Origin of the sequence: Streptomyces monticola (genome assembly GCF_042665355.1) — a bacterium.
Taxonomy (GTDB): domain Bacteria; phylum Actinomycetota; class Actinomycetes; order Streptomycetales; family Streptomycetaceae; genus Streptomyces; species Streptomyces monticola.
In genome coordinates this window covers 259,556-281,017 of record NZ_JBHTCF010000005.1, presented here as the reverse complement: position 1 = coordinate 281,017, position 21,462 = coordinate 259,556, and the positions used below count along the sequence as shown (strand labels likewise).

The 21,462-nt window shown below is 71.3% G+C and carries 17 protein-coding genes; 9 read left to right on the top strand and 8 right to left on the bottom strand.

Annotation, left to right across the window (positions count from 1 at the left end; all coding sequences use genetic code 11):
* The first annotated feature begins 167 nt into the window (after nt 1-167).
* Nucleotides 168-3,449, top strand: coding sequence for a S8 family serine peptidase (locus ACFQVC_RS14895; protein WP_381830861.1), 3,282 nt, complete (start codon nt 168-170; stop codon nt 3,447-3,449).
* A gap of 146 nt (nt 3,450-3,595) precedes the next feature.
* Here ACFQVC_RS14895 and ACFQVC_RS14890 read toward each other — a convergent pair whose 3' ends face one another.
* Both ACFQVC_RS14890 and ACFQVC_RS14885 read right to left on the bottom strand, forming a co-directional pair.
* Nucleotides 3,596-4,348 (bottom strand): hypothetical protein, encoded by a 753-nt coding sequence (locus tag ACFQVC_RS14890; RefSeq protein ID WP_381830860.1) that lies wholly within the window; start codon nt 4,346-4,348, stop codon nt 3,596-3,598.
* Nucleotide 4,349: 1 nt separating this feature from the next.
* Nucleotides 4,350-4,874 carry a sigma-70 family RNA polymerase sigma factor gene (locus tag ACFQVC_RS14885; RefSeq protein WP_381830859.1) on the bottom strand — a complete coding sequence of 175 codons (525 nt, stop codon included), beginning with the start codon at nt 4,872-4,874 and terminating at the stop codon, nt 4,350-4,352.
* A 179-nt stretch (nt 4,875-5,053) separates the two neighbouring features.
* On the opposite strand from ACFQVC_RS14885, the gene ACFQVC_RS14880 reads away from it, so the two are divergent.
* Nucleotides 5,054-6,070 carry an aspartate-semialdehyde dehydrogenase gene (locus ACFQVC_RS14880; protein ID WP_381830858.1) on the top strand — a complete coding sequence of 339 codons (1,017 nt, stop codon included), beginning with the start codon at nt 5,054-5,056 and terminating at the stop codon, nt 6,068-6,070.
* 106 nt (nt 6,071-6,176) lie between these two features.
* Here ACFQVC_RS14880 and ACFQVC_RS14875 read toward each other — a convergent pair whose 3' ends face one another.
* Entirely contained in the window at nt 6,177-6,971 is a 795-nt protein-coding gene (locus ACFQVC_RS14875; protein ID WP_381830857.1) for an ABC transporter ATP-binding protein, read from the bottom strand.
* 174 nt (nt 6,972-7,145) lie between these two features.
* Here ACFQVC_RS14875 and pepN point away from each other — a divergent pair, with 174 nt between their 5' ends.
* The 6 genes from pepN to ACFQVC_RS14845 all read left to right on the top strand — a co-directional run bounded on the left by pepN (nt 7,146) and on the right by ACFQVC_RS14845 (nt 14,363).
* The gene (pepN, locus tag ACFQVC_RS14870) at nt 7,146-9,713 is read left to right on the top strand and encodes an aminopeptidase N (protein WP_381830856.1); all 2,568 of its coding nucleotides are present in this window, start codon (nt 7,146-7,148) and stop codon (nt 9,711-9,713) included.
* Nucleotides 9,714-10,036: 323 nt separating this feature from the next.
* Complete coding sequence (locus ACFQVC_RS14865) at nt 10,037-11,536, top strand: sensor histidine kinase (RefSeq protein ID WP_381830855.1); 1,500 nt, start codon at nt 10,037-10,039, stop codon at nt 11,534-11,536.
* Complete coding sequence (locus ACFQVC_RS14860; RefSeq protein WP_381830854.1) at nt 11,536-11,961, top strand: roadblock/LC7 domain-containing protein; 426 nt, start codon at nt 11,536-11,538, stop codon at nt 11,959-11,961. Before ACFQVC_RS14865 ends, ACFQVC_RS14860 begins: the two co-directional genes overlap by 1 nt.
* Nucleotides 11,958-12,329: a DUF742 domain-containing protein gene (locus ACFQVC_RS14855; RefSeq protein WP_381830853.1), complete on the top strand. Its 372-nt coding sequence runs from the start codon at nt 11,958-11,960 to the stop codon at nt 12,327-12,329. Before ACFQVC_RS14860 ends, ACFQVC_RS14855 begins: the two co-directional genes overlap by 4 nt.
* Nucleotides 12,310-12,951 carry a GTP-binding protein gene (locus ACFQVC_RS14850; RefSeq protein ID WP_381830852.1) on the top strand — a complete coding sequence of 214 codons (642 nt, stop codon included), beginning with the start codon at nt 12,310-12,312 and terminating at the stop codon, nt 12,949-12,951. Before ACFQVC_RS14855 ends, ACFQVC_RS14850 begins: the two co-directional genes overlap by 20 nt.
* Nucleotides 12,945-14,363, top strand: coding sequence for a cytochrome P450 (locus tag ACFQVC_RS14845; protein ID WP_381831055.1), 1,419 nt, complete (start codon nt 12,945-12,947; stop codon nt 14,361-14,363). Before ACFQVC_RS14850 ends, ACFQVC_RS14845 begins: the two co-directional genes overlap by 7 nt.
* A 93-nt stretch (nt 14,364-14,456) precedes the next feature.
* On the opposite strand, the gene ACFQVC_RS14840 is transcribed toward ACFQVC_RS14845, so the two are convergent.
* The 3 genes from ACFQVC_RS14840 to ACFQVC_RS14830 form a co-directional block, all read right to left on the bottom strand.
* On the bottom strand, nt 14,457-15,797 hold the full coding sequence (locus tag ACFQVC_RS14840) for a cytochrome P450 (protein ID WP_381830851.1): 1,341 nt from the start codon (nt 15,795-15,797) through the stop codon (nt 14,457-14,459).
* Nucleotides 15,787-16,917, bottom strand: coding sequence for a selina-4(15),7(11)-diene synthase (locus ACFQVC_RS14835; RefSeq protein ID WP_381830850.1), 1,131 nt, complete (start codon nt 16,915-16,917; stop codon nt 15,787-15,789). Before ACFQVC_RS14835 ends, ACFQVC_RS14840 begins: the two co-directional genes overlap by 11 nt.
* A 144-nt stretch (nt 16,918-17,061) precedes the next feature.
* Nucleotides 17,062-17,676 (bottom strand): LysE family translocator, encoded by a 615-nt coding sequence (locus ACFQVC_RS14830; protein ID WP_381831054.1) that lies wholly within the window; start codon nt 17,674-17,676, stop codon nt 17,062-17,064.
* A gap of 37 nt (nt 17,677-17,713) precedes the next feature.
* On the opposite strand from ACFQVC_RS14830, the gene pdxR reads away from it, so the two are divergent.
* The gene (gene pdxR, locus ACFQVC_RS14825) at nt 17,714-19,270 is read left to right on the top strand and encodes a MocR-like pyridoxine biosynthesis transcription factor PdxR (protein ID WP_381830849.1); all 1,557 of its coding nucleotides are present in this window, start codon (nt 17,714-17,716) and stop codon (nt 19,268-19,270) included.
* A gap of 123 nt (nt 19,271-19,393) precedes the next feature.
* On the opposite strand, the gene ACFQVC_RS14820 is transcribed toward pdxR, so the two are convergent.
* Both ACFQVC_RS14820 and ACFQVC_RS14815 read right to left on the bottom strand, forming a co-directional pair.
* A complete protein-coding gene (locus ACFQVC_RS14820) occupies nt 19,394-20,305 on the bottom strand; it encodes a LysR family transcriptional regulator (protein WP_381830848.1) in 912 nt (303 codons plus the stop codon).
* Nucleotides 20,306-20,425: 120 nt separating this feature from the next.
* Complete coding sequence (locus ACFQVC_RS14815) at nt 20,426-21,421, bottom strand: DMT family transporter (protein WP_381830847.1); 996 nt, start codon at nt 21,419-21,421, stop codon at nt 20,426-20,428.
* Nucleotides 21,422-21,462 lie beyond the last annotated feature (41 nt).

Genomic DNA, 21,462 nt, shown 5'->3' with positions numbered 1-21,462 from the left:
CGCGCCCGGCCCCGACTGGCCGCGCCTGTTCCCGACCGCCCGACCGGTTTCGCACCGGATTATGGTCACTTTTTGGCGAACTCTCCCCAAACGCGTGCCACTTGCGTAAAGCTATGCGGTCATCCGGTCCCAAATTGCGGACCATCTCTTCACGTACAGGGATGCAGATGACCTCCAGACCAGGTGCGAGACGCGCGGCCCGAATAGCCTTGGCCGCCGGTCTGGCGGCCGCGCTGTCCGCGGCCGCGCCCATGCCCGCCTTCTCCGCCGACGACCCGGCGCCCGGGACGGGCCTCACCGCCAAAGCGGACAAGTCCCCCGGGGACAAGCTCGGTTCGGCAGACGCCGAGCTCCTCGCCGACGCCAAGGCGGACGGCGACAAGAACGTCACGATGATGGTCGCCACCGCACCCGGCGCCACCGAGCAGGTGGCCAGGCAGCTCGACGCCGTCGCGGGCGGCGCGGTCGGCAAGGCGTACGACAAGCTCGGCTATGTGCGCGCCACCGTGCCGACCAAGCGCGCCGACGCCGCGATCGAGGACGCGGCCGCGCTCTCCTCCGTGCACGGCATCGACCTGCGGCACGAGATCAAGCTGGACGATCCGACACCCGCCGCCGACCGCGCCGAGGGCGCCGAGGCCGCGGCGCAGGGCGCGGGTTACCCCGCCCCCGGCAAGGACACCCCGGCGAAGAACCCGTACAACCCGTCCTTCGAGACCGGCGCCGTCGACTTCGTGAAGCAGCATCCCAAGGCCGACGGCCGCGGCGTCACGATCGGCGTCCTGGACTCCGGGGTCGACCTCGCCCACCCCTCGCTGCAGAAGACCACCACCGGCGAGCGCAAGATCGTCGACTGGGTGACCGCCACCGACCCGGTGATCGACGGGGACGCGACCTGGCGGCGGATGAACACCCCGGCCGCCGGGCCCACGTTCACCTTCGACGGCCGCACCTGGACCGCTCCCGCGGGCTCGTACCAGATCAACTGGTTCCGCGAGTCGGCCTCCACCGGCGGTGACGCGAACGGCGACCTGAACCGGGACGGCGACACCACCGACAAGTGGGGAGTGCTCTACGACGCGGCCGCGGGCACCGTACGCGTCGACCTGAACGACGACGCGGACTTCACGAACGACGAGCCGATGAAGCCGTACAAGAACGGCTTCCAGACCGGCTACTTCGGCAAGGACAAGCCGGAGACCGAGGTCGTCGAGCAGGTGCCGTTCGTCGTCGAGATCCGCAAGGACGTCGTCTACGACGCGGCCGGGAACAAGGCCGACTACGTCAACATCGGCATCATCGAGTCCGAGCACGGCACCCACGTCGCGGGCATCACCGCCGCCAACTCGCTGTTCGGCGGCAGGATGAACGGCGCGGCGCCCGGCGCCAAGCTGGTCTCCTCGCGGGCCTGCTCCTGGGGCGGCGGCTGCACCAACGTCGCGCTCACCGAAGGCATGATCGACCTCGTCACCAAGCGCGGTGTCGACATCGTCAACATGTCCATCGGCGGGCTCCCGGCGCTCAACGACGGCAACAACGCCCGCGCCGAGCTCTACAACCGGCTGATCGACACCTACGGCGTGCAGCTGGTGATCTCCGCGGGCAACAGCGGCCCCGGCACCAACACCATCGGCGACCCGTCGCTCGCCGACAAGGTGATCTCCGTCGGCGCCTCCATCTCCAAGGAGACCTGGGCCGCCAACTACGGCTCGGTCGTGGAGAAGCCGTACGCGATGCTGCCGTTCTCCTCGCGCGGCCCGCGTGAGGACGGCGGGTTCACCCCGACCATCGCGGCGCCCGGCGCCGCGATCAACACCACGCAGACCTGGCTGCCGGGCTCCCCGGTCGCCGAGGCCGGCTACCAGCTGCCCGCCGGCTACTCGATGCTGCAGGGCACCTCGATGGCCTCGCCGCAGGCCGCGGGCGCCTCGGCGCTGCTGATCTCGGCCGCCAAGCAGCGCGGCGCGGAGATCGACCCGAAGGACCTGCGGACCGCGCTGTCCTCGACCGCGCACCACATCCGCGGGTTCCAACCGCACCAGGAGGGCGCGGGCCTCATCGACGTCGTGGACGCCTGGGAGTCGCTCAGGGACGGCGCCACCGCCCACGACTACGGCGTGAAGGCCCCGGTCGACACGGCACTCGAGCAGGAGCTGAAGAAGCCCGGCACCGGGATCTACGACCGCGAGGGCGGGCTCAAGGCCGGACGGAAGAAGACCTACGACGTCACGCTCACCCGCACCAGCGGCCCCGACCGCGCGCTGCGCCACGAGCTGGACATCGTCCGGAACGACGGCACGTTCTCGCTGCCGGGCAAGGGCTACGTCACGCTGCCCCTGAACAAGCCGGTGACCGTGAAGGTCGACGCGAAGCCCCGCACCGCCGGGGTGCACAGCGCGATCCTCGACGTGGACGACCCGCGCACCGAGGGCGTCGACAAGAAGGTGATGGCGACCGTGGTCGTCGCGAACGACCTGGCGAAGCCCTCGTACACCTTCAGCAAGAGCGCCGAGGTGCAGCGCAACAGCACCACGTCGTACTTCATCACCGTGCCCAAGGGAGCCAAGACCCTCGAAGTCGCCCTCGGCGGCCTGAAGGAGGGCAGCCAGACGCGGTTCATCGCGCTGCACCCCTACGGCGTCCCCGTCGACCCGACCTCGACGGTCAACTGCTACCCGAACTACCCCAACCCGGCCAACACCTGCCGCCCCGACCTGCGCTCGTACGCGAACCCGCAGCCCGGCGTGTGGGAGGTCGAGGTGGAGTCGCGGCGGACGTCGCCGCTGCTCGACAACCCGTACAAGCTGGATGTCTCCGTGCTCGGCGTGGCCTTCGACCCGGCCGTGCAGACCGTGCCCGAGGCCAAGGTCGGCACCCCCGCGCCGGTCGCGTGGAAGGTCACCAATGACCACGCCGCCGTCGACGGCAAGCTGAAGGGCGGCTCGCTCGGGTCCTCCAAGTCGGCCCGGCCCACGATCCAGCACCACGCGTCGCAGGAGACCACCGTGGTGGTGCCCGAGGGCGCCGAGAAGCTGGACGTCGCCATCGGCAACACCGCCGACAAGGCCGCCGACCTGGATCTGACGGTCCTCAAGGACGGCAAGGTCGTCGGACAGGCCGCTGACGGCGACTCGGAGGAGGCGGTCAGCCTCACCAAGCCCGCCGCCGGTACGTACACGATCGTCGTCGACGGCTACTCGGTCCCGGCCGGGTCCACCGCCTACGACTACCTCGACGTGTACTTCGCGCCCTCGCTCGGCCAGGTCAAGGTCGACGAGACCAAGCCGGTGCAGCTGGCCAACGGCGCGAGCGCACAGATCGGTGCCGAGGTCGTCGCCGCCGCTGCCGCGCCCGAGGGACGGCAGTTCTTCGGGGAGGTGCGGGTGCTGAACGCCCGTGGCACGGTTGCCGGTTCGGGCAGCGTGCGGATCGAGAAGGTAGTGCCGTAAAGAGGGCAGTGCCGTAAAGAAGGCAGTGCCGTAAAGAAGGTAGTGCCGTAAAGAAGGTAGTGCCGTAAAGCGCGCGGGGGTCCAGGGCTCGGCTGCCCTGGGCCCCCGCCGTCGGGCAGGCAGGATATTCCGGGCAGGGCGGCTGCTCAGCCCTCCGATCCCTGATCACCCGGGCCCTGATCGCCCGAGCCCCGGTCGCAGGTGAGTCCGCGCGCGCCGGGCAGCGCCCGCTCGATCCACGCCCGGTCACGGGTCACGTCCTCGCCTGTGGCCACATGGCTCGGCCGCGCCTGCCCCTTCGGGACGATGATCAGCACCCGGTCGCCGGTGCGCAGGCGCGGGAAGGACTCCGCCTCCGTCACGAAGGTGACCCGGGGCTCGCCGTCGGCCGGTTTGTAGGAGCGGATGACATCGAGCGTGATCCGTTCCCCGGCGGCCCCCGGCAGTGACTCCACCGCCGCGACGGTGCCCTCCACGATGAGCCGGGCGCAGGCCACGGTGCCCTCGGCCGACGTGGACGCCGCCTCCTGCTTCTCTGCCCCGGCGCTCCGGTCGTCCCCGCTGACCGCGCCGCCGACGCCGTTCACCGCCCCCAGCCACATCACACCGCCGAGCAGGGCGGCGGCGCATGCGGCGGCGAGGGCGAGCAGGGCGCCGGGACGCCGTCCGCGGGAACTACGGGAGCTACGGAGGCCGCGGGGGCCGCGGAGGCCGCGGGGGCTCGCCGCCGGTTCGGGGCGGGGCTGCGGGGCCCGGCCGAGGGTGTCGCCCAGGCTCTGCAGCTCCGCGCGCAACAGTGCGACATCCGTCACAGCGGCCCGGTACTCGGCGTCGTCGCGCAGCTCCTGCGGCGGCTCCTCGTCCGTGAGCGCCGCCATCAGCGGATCCATGGGGGCCACGTCACACCACCTCGTCCTTGTGCAGCCGCACGCGCAGCGCCCGTACCGCCGTGTGCAGCCTGCTCTTGACCGTGCCCTCCGGTATGCCCAGCTCGTCCGCGATGCCACGGACCGGGAGATCCGCGTAGAAGCGCAGGACGATGATCTGGCGCTGGGTGTCCGTCAGGTCGTCGAGGCCCTGTGCCACGGCGAGCGAGAGCACCTTGGCCTCCTCCGCCGAGCCGGCCGCGGGCTCCTGACGCAGCGCCGCGAGCCGTTCGCCGAGCCGCTCCTGACGGCGCCGGGCCCGGTGCCAGTCCATGGCCAGGTTGGAAGCGACGACCGCGGCCCAGGCGGAGACATCACGCGGGGACTCATGGCCGTCGGCGGCCCGCTCCAGAAGCTTGAGGCGTACCTGCTGCACACCGTCCTGCAGATCGGCCTGCGGCACACCGCCGAGCGCGAGGACGGCACGCACCCGGTCCTCCTGGGCAGGGCCCAGGGGGTCCTCCCGTTCCTCACTCCGGCGCGGTCTTCTGCGCAGCACTCCCCCACCCTTCGCCGCGGTGCGTTTCCCCTACGACGCGGGGCGGCCCCGAAACGTTCGCCTCCGGTGTGGCGTCTTGCACCCCGGACAATGGATTGGACAAGGCGAGCCTGGACAGACGCATGATGGAACCAAGGGCATGCACGGATGACGCATGCACGGATACGCGGAGGAACCCTGTGAAGGTCGGAATCGTCGGAGCCACCGGTCAGGTCGGCACGGTCATGCGCAAGATCCTCGTCGAGCGGAACTTCCCGGTCGACGAGCTGCGCCTGTTCGCCTCGGCCCGCTCGGCCGGTTCGGTCCTCGACGGCGTGACGGTGGAGGACGCCTCCACCGCCGACTACACAGGCCTGGACATCGTGCTGTTCTCGGCCGGTGGCGCCACCTCCAAGGCGCTCGCCGAGAAGGTCGCCGCCCAGGGCCCCGTGGTGATCGACAACTCCTCGGCCTGGCGCCGCCACCCCGAGGTTCCCCTCGTCGTGTCCGAGGTGAACCCGCACGCGATCAAGGACCGCCCCAAGGGCATCATCGCCAACCCGAACTGCACGACGATGGCCGCGATGCCGGTCCTGAAGCCGCTGCACAAGGAGGCCGGGCTCACCGCCCTGGTCGTCGCCACCTACCAGGCCGTGTCCGGTTCCGGTCTCGCCGGGGTCGACGAGCTCTTCGAGCAGGTCAAGAAGGTCGGCGAGGACGCCCCTAAGCTCACCCATGACGGCTCGGCCGCGGAGTTCCCCGCGCCGAACAAGTACGTCGCGCCGATCGCGTACAACGTCCTGCCGATGGCGGGCGCCATCGTCGACGACGGCCTGAACGAGACCGACGAGGAGCAGAAGCTCCGCAACGAGTCCCGCAAGATCCTGGAGATCCCCGAGCTCAAGGTCTCCGGCACCTGTGTCCGCGTCCCGGTGTTCTCGGGCCACTCGCTGCAGGTCAACGCCCGCTTCGAGCGTCCGATCAGCCCCGAGCGCGCCACTGAGCTGCTGGCCGCGGCCGAGGGTGTCGAGCTCTCCGACGTGCCGACCCCGCTGCAGGCCGCCGGCAAGGACGCCTCGTACGTCGGCCGTATCCGGAACGACGAGACGGCCGAGAACGGCCTCTCCCTGTTCCTCTCCAACGACAACCTCCGCAAGGGCGCGGCGCTGAACGCCGTGCAGATCGCGGAGCTGGTGGCGGCGGAGCTGAAGGGCTGACGCCGGGTACGCACACGCCCTGAGGGGCGGCCACCATTCCCGGTGGCCGCCCCTCCGGCTGTATGACCGCTCCTTCGGCTGATGGCCGTCCCTTCGGCTGCACGGCTCAGCCGCGCCGCACCGCCCGCCCCACCTCCGCGCGCAGGGACACGAACGCGGGCAGTTCCCGGGTGGCGATCTGGTCGCGGGGTGCGGGGAGGCCGACCCGCAGGTCGCTGTGGACGCGGCCGGGGGCGCCGGTGAGGACGACGACGCGGTCGCCCACGTACACGCTCTCGTCGATGTCGTGCGTGACGAGCAGAATCGTCATCCCGCCCCCGTCACCGCCCCCGCCCCTGTCCTCCTTGTCCCCCTCGGCGCCCGTGCCGCGCACCCCGAGCAGCAGATCCTCCAGGTCCTCGCGGGTCTGCGCGTCGACCGAGCCGAACGGCTCGTCCATCAGGAGGAGCGCCGGGCGGTACGCCAACGCCCTTGCGATGGCGGCGCGTTGCTGCATCCCGCCGGACAGCTGCCACGGATATCTGCGGGCCGCCGCCGCGAGCCCCACCTGCCCGAGCGCCTCCTCCGCCGCCGCGCGCCGCTGGGCCCGGCGAAGGCCGCGGCGGCGCAGCGGCAGCGCCACGTTGTCGCGTACGGACAGCCAGGGGAACAGGGAGCGGGTGTAGTCCTGGAAGACGACGGCGAGCTCGTCGGGGACCCGCTCCACCGCGCGGCCGCCGATGACGACCGCGCCCTCGGTCGGCGTGAGCAGGCCGGCGACACAGCGCAGGAGCGTCGACTTGCCGCAGCCGGACGGGCCGACGAGCGAGACGAGTTCGCCCTGTGCGACCTCCAGGTCGATACCGTCGACGGCCCGGTGCCCGTCGTCGTAGGTATGGCCGAGGCCCTTGATCTCCAGCATGTCGCGTCCCCTGTCGCGTCCCCCGGGCCCCTCGGACAACGGCAGGCCTCGAGCACCGCTCGCGGATGCTAGTGCCGGCCCTTGGCGCGGACAATGAGGCCCGTGCCTTTACCGGCCGACATGCAAGGATTGCCGGAAAGTCCCATCCCGAGTTTTCCCCGAGGAGATGACCGCGTGCCTGGCACAAATCTCACCCGCGAAGAGGCGCAGGAGCGGGCGCGCCTGCTGACCGTGGACGCGTACGAGATCGATCTGGATCTCAGCGGTGCACAGCAGGGCGGCACCTACCGCTCGGTGACCACGGTGCGTTTCGACAGCGCCGAGGCGGGTGCCGAGAGCTTCATCGATCTGGTGGCGCCGACGGTGCACGAGATCACCTTGAACGGCGAGTCCCTCGACCCCGCCGCCGTGTTCGCGGACTCGCGGATCGCGCTCGCGGGCCTGCAGTCGGGGCGCAACGAACTGACGGTCGTCGCGGACTGCGCGTACACGAACACCGGTGAGGGCCTGCACCGCTTCGTCGACCCGGTGGACGACCAGGCGTATCTCTACACGCAGTTCGAGGTGCCGGACGCCCGCCGCGTCTTCGCCTCCTTCGAGCAGCCGGACCTGAAGGCCACCTTCCGGTTCACCGTGAAGGCGCCCGAGGGCTGGACCGTCATCTCCAACTCGCCGACGCCGGAGCCGCGGGACAACGTGTGGGCCTTCGAGCCGACGCCGCGGATCTCCACGTACATCACGGCCCTGATCGTCGGCCCGTACCACTCGGTGCACTCCTCGTACGACAAGGACGGGCAGAGCGTGCCGCTCGGCATCTACTGCCGGCCCTCGCTCGCCGAGTACCTCGACGCGGACGCGATCTTCGATGTCACGCGGCAGGGCTTCGAGTGGTTCCAGGAGAAGTTCGACTACGCCTACCCCTTCGCGAAGTACGACCAGCTCTTCGTGCCGGAGTTCAACGCGGGCGCGATGGAGAACGCGGGCGCGGTGACGATCCGCGACCAGTACGTCTTCCGCTCCAAGGTGACCGACGCGGCCTACGAGGTGCGGGCCGAGACCATCCTGCACGAGCTTGCCCACATGTGGTTCGGCGACCTCGTGACCATGGAGTGGTGGAACGACCTGTGGCTCAACGAGTCGTTCGCCACCTACACCTCCATCGCCTGCCAGGCCTACGCTCCCGGCTCGCGCTGGCCGCACTCGTGGACGACGTTCGCCAACTCCATGAAGACCTGGGCGTACCGGCAGGACCAGCTGCCGTCGACGCACCCGATCATGGCTGAAATCAATGACCTCGATGACGTTCTCGTGAACTTCGACGGCATCACGTACGCCAAGGGCGCGAGCGTTCTCAAGCAGCTCGTCGCCTATGTGGGCATGGACGAGTTCTTCCGCGGCGTGCAGGCCTATTTCAAGGCGCACGCATACGGCAACACCCGGCTCTCCGACCTTCTCGGGGCCCTTGAGGAGACCAGCGGCCGCGACCTGAAGACCTGGTCGAAGAAGTGGCTGCAGACGGCCGGAATCAACATCCTGCGGCCGAAGATCGAGACCGATGCTTCCGGTGTCGTCACGGCCTTCGCCGTCCAGCAGGAGGCGCCCGCGCTGCCCGCAGGCGCCAAGGGCGAGCCGACACTGCGCCCGCACCGCATCGCCATCGGCCTGTACGAACAGCAGGGCGGCAAGCTGGTGCGCACCGAGCGCATCGAGCTGGACGTCGACGGTGAACTCACCGACGTGCCCGACCTGGTGGGCAAGCAGCGCCCGGCCGTCATCCTGCTCAACGACGACGACCTGTCGTACGCCAAGGTCCGCCTGGACGAGGAGTCCCTGAAGGTCGTCACCGAGCACCTCGGCGACTTCACCGAGTCCCTGCCGCGCGCCCTGTCCTGGGCCTCCGCCTGGGACATGACCCGCGACGGCGAGCTGGCCACCCGCGACTATCTCTCGCTCGTCCTGTCCGGCATCGGCAAGGAGTCGGACATCGGCGTCGTGCAGTCGCTGCACCGCCAGGCCAAGCTGGCCCTCGAGCTGTACTCCGCCCCTGACTGGCGCGAGAGCGGTCTCGCCCGCTGGACCGAGGCCGCCCTTCAGCACCTCAAGGGCGCCGAGCCGGGCAGCGACCACCAGCTCGCCTGGGCCCGCGCCTTCGCCGCCGCGGCCCGTACGCCCGAGCAACTCGACCTTCTGGGCGGCCTGTTGGACGGCACCGAGACGATCGAGGGCCTGGCCGTCGACACCGAGCTGCGCTGGGCGTTCCTGCAGCGGCTCGCCGCGACGGGACGGGCCGGCGAGAAGGAGATCGCCGCCGAGTACGAGCGGGACAGGACGGCGGCGGGCGAGCGGTACGCGGCCACCGCCCGTGCGGCCCGGCCCACCAAGGAGGCGAAGGCGGAGGCCTGGGCGTCGGTCGTGGAGTCCGACAAGCTCCCCAACGCCGTGCAGGAAGCGGTGATCGCGGGCTTTGTCCAGACCGATCAGCGTGAACTCCTCGCGCCGTACACGGAGAAGTATTTCGCCGCGGTGAAGAACGTGTGGGAATCCCGCTCGCACGAGATGGCCCAGCAGATCGCGGTCGGCCTCTATCCCTCGCTCCAGGTGGCGCAGGCCACCCTGGACACGACGGACGCCTGGCTCGCCGTCGAGGAGCCCAACGCGGCCCTGCGCAGGCTGATTTCGGAGTCGCGCGCCGGTGTGGAGCGCGCCCTGAAGGCGCAGGCAGCGGACGCGGCGGCGGCCTGAGCCGCTGACCGGCGGCGGTCCGGGCCGTTCGCCGGTGGCGACCTGATCCGGCGACCTTCACCCGCTGAACAAGTCGCCGTCCGACGGGCCCGGCACCCCATGGTGCCGGGCCCGTCGCGTTGCGCTATCACGCGGCATACAGATCGCGCCAACAGGCTGACCCTGTGTCATCCAGCTTCACACGAAGGCGTTACGCTACCGAACCGTCTGGTGATCTTCGGTACGTCGGGAGTGGCGCAGTGCAGAGGGTTCGCGCGGGGGCATCCCCTGGAAGTCCCAAGTCCCCTTTCCCGCTGTGGGTGTTGCCCCCCGCAGGCACCGCCATGGCCACCGCGGTGGCCACGCTCCTGGCCGGTGGCGGCACACGGATCGCGGTCCTCCTCATCGGGGTCGTCGCGGTGTTCGGTGTCGGCGCCGCCTGTGCGGAGGCCGCCCGCCGCGGGCGCCTGATAGCCGAGCTGCGCGCCGCGGCCGCCGAACGGCAGAACGCCCTTCAGCGGCAGGAGGCGGAGACGGTGCGCCTCGCCGACGCGCTGCTGCCCGATGTCGTCGCGCGGCTGCGCAAGGGCGAGTTCCCCGAGGACGTACTCGCCTCGCTGCACGCGCCCGAGGCCCACCTCAAGGTGCTGCGCTCCGTCGTGGACGCGGTCACCGCCGAGGAGGACCTGCGCGACTCGGCGCAGCGGGCCTTTGTGAACATCGCCCGCCGCGTGCAGGCGATCGTGCACCAACAGGCCCAGGAACTGCGGGAGATGGAGGACCGGCACGGGCAGGCCCCGGATGTCTTCGGCGATCTTCTGCGGATCGACCACGGCACCGCCCTGATCGGCCGGCTCGCCGACTCCATCGCCGTCCTCGGTGGCGCGCGTCCCGGCCGTCAGTGGTCGCGGGCCGTGCCGCTCTACTCCGTGATGCGCGGCGCCATGTCGCGGATCATCGACTACCAGCGCGTCGAACTGCACTCGGTCTCAGAGATCGCCGTCGTCGGCACCGCCGTCGAGCCGCTGATCCACGCGCTCGCCGAGCTCCTCGACAACGCGACCCGCTACTCGCCGCCGCAGACCAAGGTCCATCTGACCGCCGTGGACGTGCAGTCGGGCATCGCCATCGAGATCGAGGACGGCGGCGTCTCGATGAGCGAGGAGGCCCGCAGGCGCGCCGAGCGGATGCTGCAGCAGGCCCAGGAGGGCATCGACGTCAACGACCTCGGCGAGACCCCCCGGCTCGGCCTCGCCGTGGTCGGCCGGCTCGCCCAGGCCTACGGCTTCCAGGTGTCGCTCCGCCCATCGGCGTACGGCGGTGTGCGCGCCGTGCTCGTCGTACCGCAGGACCTGATCACGACCGTGGCGAAGGCGACCGGGCTCGCCCACGGCATCGGCTCCTCGTCGGGGCCGCGCACCGCCGTGACGGTGCCCGCGCAGCGCACCGAACGGCCGGTCACGGGGCCCGCGCCGGTGACCGGGGGGACGGCGAACGCGCCCGCCGGGGCCGCGCCGGCGGCGAACGGTCTCGCGGCGGGCGTCCCCGCACCCGAGGTGACGGCCCCGGGCCCGGCCGCGCCGGCCGGCTCCGCCCAAGGACTTCCGGACGAGGACGCCCCCGTGGTCACCGAACGCACCCCGAACGGACTGCCGCAGCGTCGCCGTAAGGCCCCCGCTCCGCAGCCCGCGCCCGCCCCCGAGCAGGCCGCGCCGGAGCAGGAAGACGCGGGCCAGGTCCAGCCGGGCATGTGGCTGGCCGCCTTCCAGAGCGGCCTCGCCGGTGAGACCGCACACCACAGCGACGCCTCGTCGGCGTCGACCAGCAAGGGGAACGAGCAGTGATGCAGCAGCAGGGACAGTCTGGTCAGGCGGCCAACATGGACTGGATGCTCAAGGATCTCGCCGAGGGCGTCCCGCAGACCCGGCAGATCGTGGTGCTCTCCGCCGACGGCCTGCGCATGGCCCAGCACGGCGCCGACACCGACTCCGCCGACCGGCTCGCCGCGGCCTGTGCGGGACTGCAGTCCCTGGCCGGTGCGGTCGCCGCCGAACTCCCGCAGAGCGAGGGCCGGATGCGGCTCGTCGTGATCGAGATGGACGGCGGCTTCTTCTATCTGATGGCCGCGGGCCAGGGCGCGTTCCTCGCGGTCCTGGCCGACGAGGGCGTGGACGCCGGTCTGATGGGCCAGCGGATGCGGGATCTCGTCCTGCGGATCGGTGAGCACCTGAGCAGCCCGCCGCGGCAGGACGGTGTGGCCGCCAGGTGAGCCCGTCAGACCGACGGCCGGACGACGCATGGGACGACGGGGGGCCTGAGCGGCTCTATGTGATCACCGGCGGGCGCAGTGGTTCGTCGGCGCGGACCACGCTCGACCTGGTCACCCTGATCGTGGCCAAGTCGGGTCCCGGACCCGGGATGCCGCCCGAGCAGGCGGCGATCGTCAGCCTCTGTCACCGGCCGCTCTCCGTCGCCGAGATCTCCGCCCATCTGAGCCTGCCGGTCAGCGTCGTCACGGTGCTGGTCGGCGATCTGCTCAACGACCGGCGGGTGATCTCGCGCCCGCCGGTACCGCCCGCAAAACTCCCCGACATCGCGTTGATTGAGGCAGTGATCGATGGACTTCAGAAGCTCTGAACAGGGCCCCGGGCTGCCGTCGGGGACCGCGGGGCCGCGGAGCGAGGACGCCCTGCCGGACACGGCGGCGGCCGCGGTCAAGATAGTGATCGTCGGCGGCTTCGGGGTCGGCAAGACCACCCTGGTCGGCTCGGTCAGCGAGATCAGGCCCCTGACCACCGAGGAGACGATGACCCAGGCCGGGGTCGGCGTCGACGACACGGCGGGCGTGGAACGCAAGTCCACGACCACGGTCGCCATGGACTTCGGCCGGATCAGCATCAACGAGGAGCTGGTCCTCTATCTCTTCGGCACTCCGGGCCAGGAGCGGTTCTGGTTCCTGTGGCGCGGCCTGTTCGAGGGCGCCCTCGGCGCGGTGGTCCTGGTCGACACCCGCCGCCTCGAGGTCAGCTTCGACGTCATCGGCCGCCTGGAGGAGCGCGCGGTGCCGTTCGTCGTCGCCGTCAACTCCTTCCCGGACGCGCCGGGTCACCCCGTGGAGGAGCTGCGGGCCGCGCTCGACCTGCCGGATTCGGTGCCGATCGTGGAGTGCGACGCACGCCTGCGCACCTCGAGCCGTGACGTCCTGATGACGCTGATGCGCTACCTGCAGACTCTCGCCCTGACGACGGAGGCATCGTGAGCACTCACAGCGACCCCGGCCAGGCGGCCGCCCCCGAGCCGGCGTCCCCGCCGCCGGGCTGCCCCGCACACGGGCTCGGTCCCGCGGAGTTGCGCAGGCTCTACGGCCCGGAGGCGGAGGCCGATCAGCGCGGGCTCTACGAGAAGCTGCGCGCCGAGCACGGCTCCGTGGCTCCCGTGCTGCTGCCGGGCGACCTGACGGCCTGGCTGGTGCTCGGCCATCGCGAGAACCTCGATGTGGCCCGCACCCCGTCCCGTTTCTCCCGCGACTCACGGCGCTGGCGCGACTGGCGTGCCGGCCGGGTCCCCGCCGACCATCCGCTCGCCCCCGTGGCCGCCTGGCAGCCGAGCTGCATCTTCGTCGACGGCGCCGAGCACCAGCGGCTGCGGGGCGCGGTGACCGAGTCCCTGGAGCGCTTCGACCGGCGCGGAGTGCGCCGCTATGTCACGCGCTTCGCCAACCAGTTGATCGACCGGTTCAGCGAGCGCGGCCGGGCCGACCTGGTCCAGGACTTCGCCGAGCAGCTGCCGATGCTGGTGATGACCCAGCTCGTCGGCATGCCCGACGAATACGGTCCGCGGATCGTCGAGGCCGCCCGCGACATGCTCAAGGGCACCGAGACGGCGGTGCAGAGCAACGAGTACATCACCACGGCCCTGCGCCAGCTCGTGGACCGCAAGCGGGAGCAGCCGGGGCGTGACTTCACGTCCTGGCTCCTGGAGCACGAGTCGGACCTGAGCGACGACGAGATCGTCGAGCACGTACGTCTCGTCCTCGTCGCCGCCTATGAGACGACCGCCAACCTCATCGCCAACACCCTGCGCATGGTGCTCACCGACCGGCGTTTCCGTACCAGCCTGTCCGGTGGCCATATGACGCTGCCGGACGCCCTGGAGCAGGTGCTGTGGGACGAGCCGCCGCTCACCACGGTCATGGGCCGCTGGGCCACCGGCGACACCGAGCTCGGCGGTCAGCAGATCAGGGAGGGGGACGCACTGCTGCTGGGCCTCGCGGCCGGCAACGTCGACCCGGAGATCCGCCCCGATCTCTCCACTCCCGTCCACGGCAACCGCTCCCATCTGGCCTTCAGCGGCGGCCCGCACGAGTGCCCCGGCCAGGACATCGGCCGGGCCATCGCCGACACCGGGATCGACGCCCTGCTCGGCCGGCTGCCGGATCTCGAACTGGCCGTTCCCGACCATGAGTTGCCGCGCAGTGCCTCGATGATGTCGCATCAGCTGGTGGCGCTCCCGGTGACCTTCACGCCGCGCGGCACGGAGACCACCGGCTCGACGGCCACGCCGCAGCACACTGCGGCCCCGCTGCCGGCGGAGTCGACGGCGGCGGCTCAGCAGCCGACGGCACCGGACACACCGCGCGTGTCCTGGTGGGCGCGGCTGTTCGGCAAGTAGGCCTGTCCGGGCGGCAAGCAGGCCTGTCCGGGCGGCAAGCAGGTTGCCTGTGGTGGGGGCCCGGCGTGTGCACCGCGCCGGGCCCTCCTTCACTCAGGCCCTGGCCACCACGCGCATCGGTACGTGATCGGGGTGTGCCATCGCCGATGCCGCCGCCTTCGGCTCATGGCCGGGCAGCGGCCGCAGCTGCCAGCGGCGCAGGATCGTCGCCAGGGCGATGGTGGCCTCGGTCCACGCGAAGACATCCCCGATGCATTTGCGGTTGCCCGAGCCGAAGGGCACGAACTCCTCACGCCCGATCGCGGCCCGGCGCTCGGGCAGCCACCGGTCGGGGTCGAACTCATCGGCGTTCTCGTACAGTTCCGGGTCGCGGTGCAGGGCGTAGAGGCTGAAGGCGATCTCCGTGCCGGGCGGCACGCTCACGCCGCCGAGTTCGACCTCTTCCGTCGTACGGCGCATCAGGAGCGTCACGCCGTACAGCCGGATCACCTCGTCGAGCACGCGCCGGATGGCGGGCAGCCGGGGGATGTCCTCGATGGTGACCTGCCGGTCGCCGATCACCTCGTCGATCTCGGCGACCAGCTGCTTCTCCACGTCGGGGTGGCGGGCCAGCTCATGGAAGGTCCAGGACAGCGTGGACGCCGTGGTCTCGGTGCCGGCGAACAGGATGGTGACGAGTTCATCGCGCACCTCGGCGTCGGTCAGCGCCGCACCGGTGTCCGCGTCGCGCGCGTCGAGCAGCACGGACAGCAGATCCGGTCGGCTCGTGTCACCGGAGCGGCGGGTGCCGGCGATGACCTCGTCGATGACCTCGCGCATGCTCTGCGAGGCCGCGTCGAAGTCGCGGTTGGGCCGGATCGGCAGCCGGTCGAAGAGCTTGGGCGAGGCCGCGCGTATCAGCATGTTCTTCAGGATCACCGGCAGATTGCGGCGTACGGCGGCCACCGCGGGCCGGCCGATGTCCGTGGAGAACATGGTCTCCGCCAGGGTCTCGATGGCGTACTCGCCCATCGCCTGCTCGACCGCGAGTTCCTGCCCGTCGGTCCAGGACTCGGCGAGCGCCATGGCGCGGCTGCTCATCACCTCGGAGTACCAGGAGATGCGCTCCTTGTGGAACATGGGCTGCATCAGGCGCCGGTGCCTGCGGTGGATATCACCGCTCGCGGTGGCGAGCCCGTCGCCGACGAGGGGGCGTACCCGGTCGTAGAGGCGGCCCTTCTCGAAGCTGCGGGCCTTCTTGACGGTGATCTCCTGCACGAGCCCGGCCGTGGTGGCCACGTACATGGGCATGGTGCCGAGGTCGACCCGGACCAACTCACCGGTGGAGCGCAGTGACTTCAGGAAACCCAGCGGATCCCGCCACAGTTTGAGGACATGCCCGAGCACGGGCAGCGCGCCGTGCGCGCGGGGGACGGCACGCAGCTCAACGGACAACGGTCGGCTCCTTCGCCATAGGGGTCGCCATGGAATCCGCCCCGGAGTTCGCCAGGGCGGGGGTGGGTGCGTCGGGCACGAGCCCCCACCACCAGGCCACCGCGGGAATGTCAAGAGGCCCTACACCGGGGTCGATCGGGGTGTCGCGGAAGGCCGAGGGGATGTCGGCGGGGTCCTCCGGTGTCGTGTAGCGCACCGAGCTGACCCCCCAGTCCTGAGCGCCCCTGATGAAGGTGCCCAGGCTGTCGAGGTACTGACGCAGCTGGGGGCTGCCCTCCGCGCGCAGCCGCTCGCACAGCCGCAGGAACAGGTTGGTCACCCGGTCCCGCTGCGAGATCGCCAGGTCGAGTGCGGCCACGGAGCCGAGGCCGTGCTCACGCTCCAGGACCCGCAGCGCGTTGAGGTAGAAGCCGTCGCCGCTGGCCTCCTTGTGGTACGAGAAGATGTCGTTGTCCCAGGTGATGATGAAGGACGCCATCTCGGCCGCCGCGCGCACCGCGGTGCGGTCCCGTTCGTGGGGCTGCAGTTCATAGCCGTACCCCATCTCCAGGAGCGGCAGGACGACGGAGGTGGCACCGTCGTAGAGCCGCATCAGGGTGTAGTCGTTGAGGTCGGGCACGGTGCCCGCGGTGCGGTGGGCGGCCTCCCACACCACGGAGAAGAAGTACTCCCGCAGGGCGTCCACCCAGCGCGCCGCCTGACCGGGGGTGCCATGGCGGTCGACCCTGCGCCGCAGATCGCGCAGGCCGTCGGCCAGCGGGTCGTCGAGCAGCATCGGGGACTCGGGGTTCTGGGCTATGCGCAGCAGCCGTTGCAGATATCCGGACAACTCACCTGGTCTGCGCCCCAGTTCGCCTTCCTCGCAGTGGCCGTCGTCCACACCGAACAGCCACAGGACGAAGTCCGAGAGCAGCGAGACGACCTCCTCGCGGCCCTCGGGCAGTATGCGAGCGGAGAACCCGCCTATGTCGTGCGAGACGAGCCTGCCGCGCAGTTCGTCGGAGCCGATGCGGAATGTCTCGGCCCAGGCTGCGGTGCGCTGGTCGATCACCACATGGCGGGGGTGGATCGCCGCCTCGAACGGCGAGTAGATGGGCGGTACGGCCAGTTGGGACCCCACTGAGGACTCACTCTCGTCGCGGGGCACGACCCACGCCCCATGTTGATCAAGGCGTCTCGCATCGTATCCGGTGATTGAATCCGGAAGTTGTGCAGGATGTGAAGAACTCTGACACCCGATCAGAACCGGCCGTCACCAAAGGGTCTAGGAGAACGCCAGGCGCGCTCCCAGCGCCGTGAAGGCCACGGCGAACGTCCGGCGCAGCCATGTCAGTACGGCCGGACGGGAGATGACATGACGGCGCAGGGCCGCGGCGAACGCTCCGTACGCGAGGAACACAAGGAGCGTCATCAGCATGAACACCAGGCTGAGCCCCGTCATCCGCAGCAGCGCGCCCGGCTCGCCCGGCACTAGGAACTGCGGCAGGAAGGCGAAGAAGAACAGGGTGAGCTTGGGGTTGAGGAGATTGATCAGCACTCCGGAGACCAGCACCTTCGCCACCGAGGGCGGCGCCGCCCCGGGCCGCTCGTCCGCCACGGTCAGGGCGCCCTTGTCCCGCAGGGTGCTCACCGCCATGTACAAGAGGTAGGCCACTCCCGCGTACTTGAGGATCTGGAACGCGAGGGCGCTGGTGTGCAGGAGGGCCGCGAGTCCGGTGATCGCCGCGAGCATGTGCGGTACGACACCGAGCGTGCAGGCGACCGCGGCCACCGCCGACGCCCGTGCGCCGCGGGCGAGTCCGGCGGCCATGGTGAACAGGACGCCGGTGCCGGGGGTGACACACATGATCAGGGAGGTCAGCAGGAATTCGGGAGTCAGCGAGAACATGCCGCAACTCTCGTTCCAGAATGGTCCGGTGGACAGATCCAATGAGAGCCCGTCCGAGAGGTCCATAACCTCAGCGGCCACCGCGCCGACGTCGGCGGTCACCGCGCCAACGCCGCAGGCCACAGGACCACACTCCCCGGGCACCGCCGACTTCCTCCAGCTCGACGCCGCCGACGCCCCGCCGGGGGGCCTGGCCGACTGGCTCACCAGAGAGCTGCGGCGCGCGGTCGCCGACGGACGCCTGCCGGTCGGCAGCCGCCTGCCCGCCACCCGGGCGCTCGCCACCGAACTGCGGGTCTCCCGCGGCGTCGTCACCGAGGCCTACCGCCGTCTGACCGAGGACGGCCGGCTCGCCGGGCGCGGCCGGGGCGGCACAGTCGTGGTGGCGGCACCGGCCGGGGCCACGGCGGTCCCGCGTCCGGCACCCGCTTCGGCGGCGCCCCCGTCGACGGCGCCCGCGCCGGCCCTGTCCGCCGCCACCCCGGACATCTGGGACGTGATCCGGAACGCACCGGCCCGGATCGACCTCTCCCCCGGCCGCCCCGACCTCACCGCCTTTCCCCGTACGGCCTGGCTGCGCGCCGAACGGGCCGTCCTCGGGGACCTTCCGTCCGCGGGCCTCGGCTACGGAGATCCGCGCGGCACACCGGAGTTGCGCCGCGCCGTCGCCACCTGGCTGGCCCTGAACCGGGGGATCAGCGCCGACCCGGACGAGATCCTGATCGTCGCCGGCACCGCCCAGGCCCTCGACCTGACCGCCCGGGTGCTGCGCGCCGACGGGATCTCCACCATGGCCATGGAGGACCCGGGCTCACTCGGCGTACGCCAGCATCTGCAGGCCGGCGGCCTGACCACCCCGCCCGTGCCGGTGGACGCAGAGGGGCTGCGCGTGGACGCGCTGCGGGACCTCGGCGCCCCGGCCGTCCTGCTCACGCCCGCGCACCAGTTCCCGATGGGTGTGGTGCTCGCCGGCGGACGCCGCCGCGAACTCCTGCGCTGGGCCGCCGACTCGGGCGTACTGGTCTTCGAGGACGACTACGACGCCGAGCACCGCTACGACCGGCCGCCGGTACCGGCGCTGCGCCCGATGCTCCCTGAGCGGGTGCTGTACGCGGGCAGCGTCTCCAAGCTCCTGGCTCCCGCCCTGCGCGTGGGCTGGCTGCTCGCGCCCCCGAAATACCGTGACGCGCTGATCGAGGCCAAGCGCTTCGCCGACCTCGGCAATGCCACCCTGCCCCAGCTGGTGCTCGCCCGGCTCCTCGAATCGGGCGCCCTGGAACGCCACTTGAGGCTGGTGCGCGGGCGCCACCGGCGGCGCAGGGACGCGATGGTGACGGCGGTCCGCACCCAGCTGCCGGGGGCCACGGTGCACGGTGCGGCGGCGGGCCTGCATGTGACGATCACCTTCGACTCCACACGGCCCGACACGGAGCTCGCCGCCGCGGCCCTCGAACGGGGCGTCAAGACCCACCCGTTGTCCTGGCACACCCAGCGCCCGGGCGCACCCGGACTGCTCCTCGGGTACGCGGCCACGCCGACGGCCGCGATCACGGAGGGGATCGGACTCCTCGGCAAGGCGCTCTGACGCCCACTCACCGGGGCCCTTGCGGGAGCCCTCTGACGTCCACGCGCCGTCGGCATCCCTGCGGGGCCCTCTGACGCCCACGCGCCGCCCCCCTGCAGGAGGCAAGCCCCGTACGGCGGGGTCCTACTCCTCCCGCCCCAGAGCCCCCGCAGCGTCCCGGAGTGCGTCCAGGACCCGGGCCACCGACGGGCCCGCCTCCGCCCCCTTGCGCACCGCGGCCACCACATGCCGCCGCGGCTGGTCGCCGTCGAGGACACACATGGCCACGCCCACCCTGCGTACGGCCGCCATCCTCGGCACGAGGGCGACGCCCATACCGGCCTCGACCATCGCCATGATCGCGGTCCACCCGGCGGCGCTGTGCGCCTGCTCGGGCACGAACCCCGCCGCCTCGCACGCGGCGAGCGTGATCTCCGACCAGGGCCCGCTGCCGCCGAAGATCCACTGCTCCCCGGAGAGGTCCGCGAGCCGCAGCCGGCCCTCGCCGGCCAGCGGATGCCCGACCGGCAGCGCCACGTCCAGGGGGTCGGCGAGCAGCGGCACCCTGGTGAACTTGGGGTCGCGGGCCGTGGGCGCGTGCGCGGCGAGCGAGAGCGCCAGATCCACTTCGCCGCCCGAGAGCAGTTCGTACGCCTCGGCCGCCTCGGCCTCCCGTACCCGCACCTCGATTCCGGGCGCCGCCGCCCGCAGCTGCCGTACGGCGGGCACGACGAGCGCGGGCACGGCGGTGGAGAACGCCCCGACCCGCACCTCCCCGGCCTCGCCTCGCACATACCCCGCCAACTCGGCGTCGGCGAGCTCCAGTTGGGCGAAGACGGCCTCGGCGTGCCGCAGGACGAGATGCGCCGCGTCGGTGAGCCGCACCCGCCGCCCCTGCGCCTCCAGGAGCGGGACGCCGACCTGCCTGGCCAGGTTGGACAGTTGCTGGGACACCGCGGACGGGGTCATGAGCAGCGCCTGGGCGGTCGCCGTCACGGTGCCCCGCTCCTTCAGCGTCCGCAGGATCTGCAGCTTCTTGATGTCCCACTCGGTCATACCCGGCAACTTATCCGCCTCCCGCACGACAAAAGGTGCGCCCCTCCCCGCTGGTGGGGAGGGGCGCACCGCCCGGCACCTCAGGACCCCCGTACCGCAGGCCCGGGACGGTTTCCGGCCTCAGACCCTGGTCGGCTTCCCGGCCTCGGGTCCTGACTGCTTTCCGCGGGCCGCGCCCAGGACGACACCGCCGAGGATCAGCGCCATGCACACCACCTGCATGACTCCGGTCGACTCACCGAGGACGGCGAAGGAGAGGAGCGCGACGCAGACGGGCTGCATGTAGTAGATGACTCCGGCGCGGGCGGCGCCGATCAGGGAGATGGCCTTGTTCCAGGCGAAGAACGCCACGGCCGATGAGACGACTCCGACGTACAGCAGGGGCGAGACCGTGGCCGGGGTGGCCTCGAAGCCGCCCTGGACGGCGAGGCTCACGGCGTACGCCGGGGACAGCATCAGCGCACCGAGCACAAAGGTGCTGAACAGAAAGGCCAGGCCGCCGATTTCGGCGGGCTTACGGCGGAGCAGCGCGCTGTAGGAGGCGAAGGAGAGCATCGCGGCGAGCATCCACAGATCGCCCGCGCCGAAGTCCACGGCGAGCGATCCGTCACCGACGAGCAGCAGCACCCCGACGCAGGCGATGAGCATGCCGGTGATCCTGCGGACGCCGAGCCGGGTGCCGCTGAGGCGCTCGTAGAGGGCCATCACCACGGGCGACGCGGCCATGATCATGCCCATGTTCCCGGCGGGGGTGGAGATACCGGCCTGGTTGACGAGGGTGTTGTAGACGGTGACGCCGAGCAGCGAGGCGAGCAGCAGATAGGGCAGGTGGCGGCGGAGCAGGGCCCGCTGCCGCCAGGCCTCGCGGGCCGCGAACGGCGCGACGGCGGCGATGGCGATGATCCAGCGCCAGAAGGCGTGCTGGATGGGCGGAACGCTCTCGGCGAGGGCGCGGGAGGTGACGAAGCTGCCCGACCAGACCACGGTGGCGAGTGCGGCGAGGACGAGGCCGAGGCCGGAGGCCTGCTTCACCTTCGTCGCCCGGGCCGTCTCGCGCTCGGCCCGTTCGGCCGCCGCGCTCGCCTCGCTGCTGTGGACTCGGTCGAGGACTGCCATTCGTATCCCTTTTCCTTCTCCCCGAAGGGGCTGCTGAGCTG

What these genes read in the sequence shown, in the direction of transcription:
- ACFQVC_RS14895 (WP_381830861.1), top strand. Translation starts at nt 168, where the DNA reads ATGACCTCCAGACCAGGTGCGAGACGCGCGGCCCGAATAGCCTTGGCC.
- ACFQVC_RS14875 (WP_381830857.1), bottom strand. Translation starts at nt 6,971, where the DNA reads ATGCTGGAGATCAAGGGCCTCGGCCATACCTACGACGACGGGCACCGG.
- ACFQVC_RS14865 (WP_381830855.1), top strand. Translation starts at nt 10,037, where the DNA reads ATGGCCACCGCGGTGGCCACGCTCCTGGCCGGTGGCGGCACACGGATC.
- ACFQVC_RS14860 (WP_381830854.1), top strand. Translation starts at nt 11,536, where the DNA reads ATGCAGCAGCAGGGACAGTCTGGTCAGGCGGCCAACATGGACTGGATG.
- ACFQVC_RS14850 (WP_381830852.1), top strand. Translation starts at nt 12,310, where the DNA reads ATGGACTTCAGAAGCTCTGAACAGGGCCCCGGGCTGCCGTCGGGGACC.
- ACFQVC_RS14820 (WP_381830848.1), bottom strand. Translation starts at nt 20,305, where the DNA reads ATGACCGAGTGGGACATCAAGAAGCTGCAGATCCTGCGGACGCTGAAG.
- ACFQVC_RS14815 (WP_381830847.1), bottom strand. Translation starts at nt 21,421, where the DNA reads ATGGCAGTCCTCGACCGAGTCCACAGCAGCGAGGCGAGCGCGGCGGCC.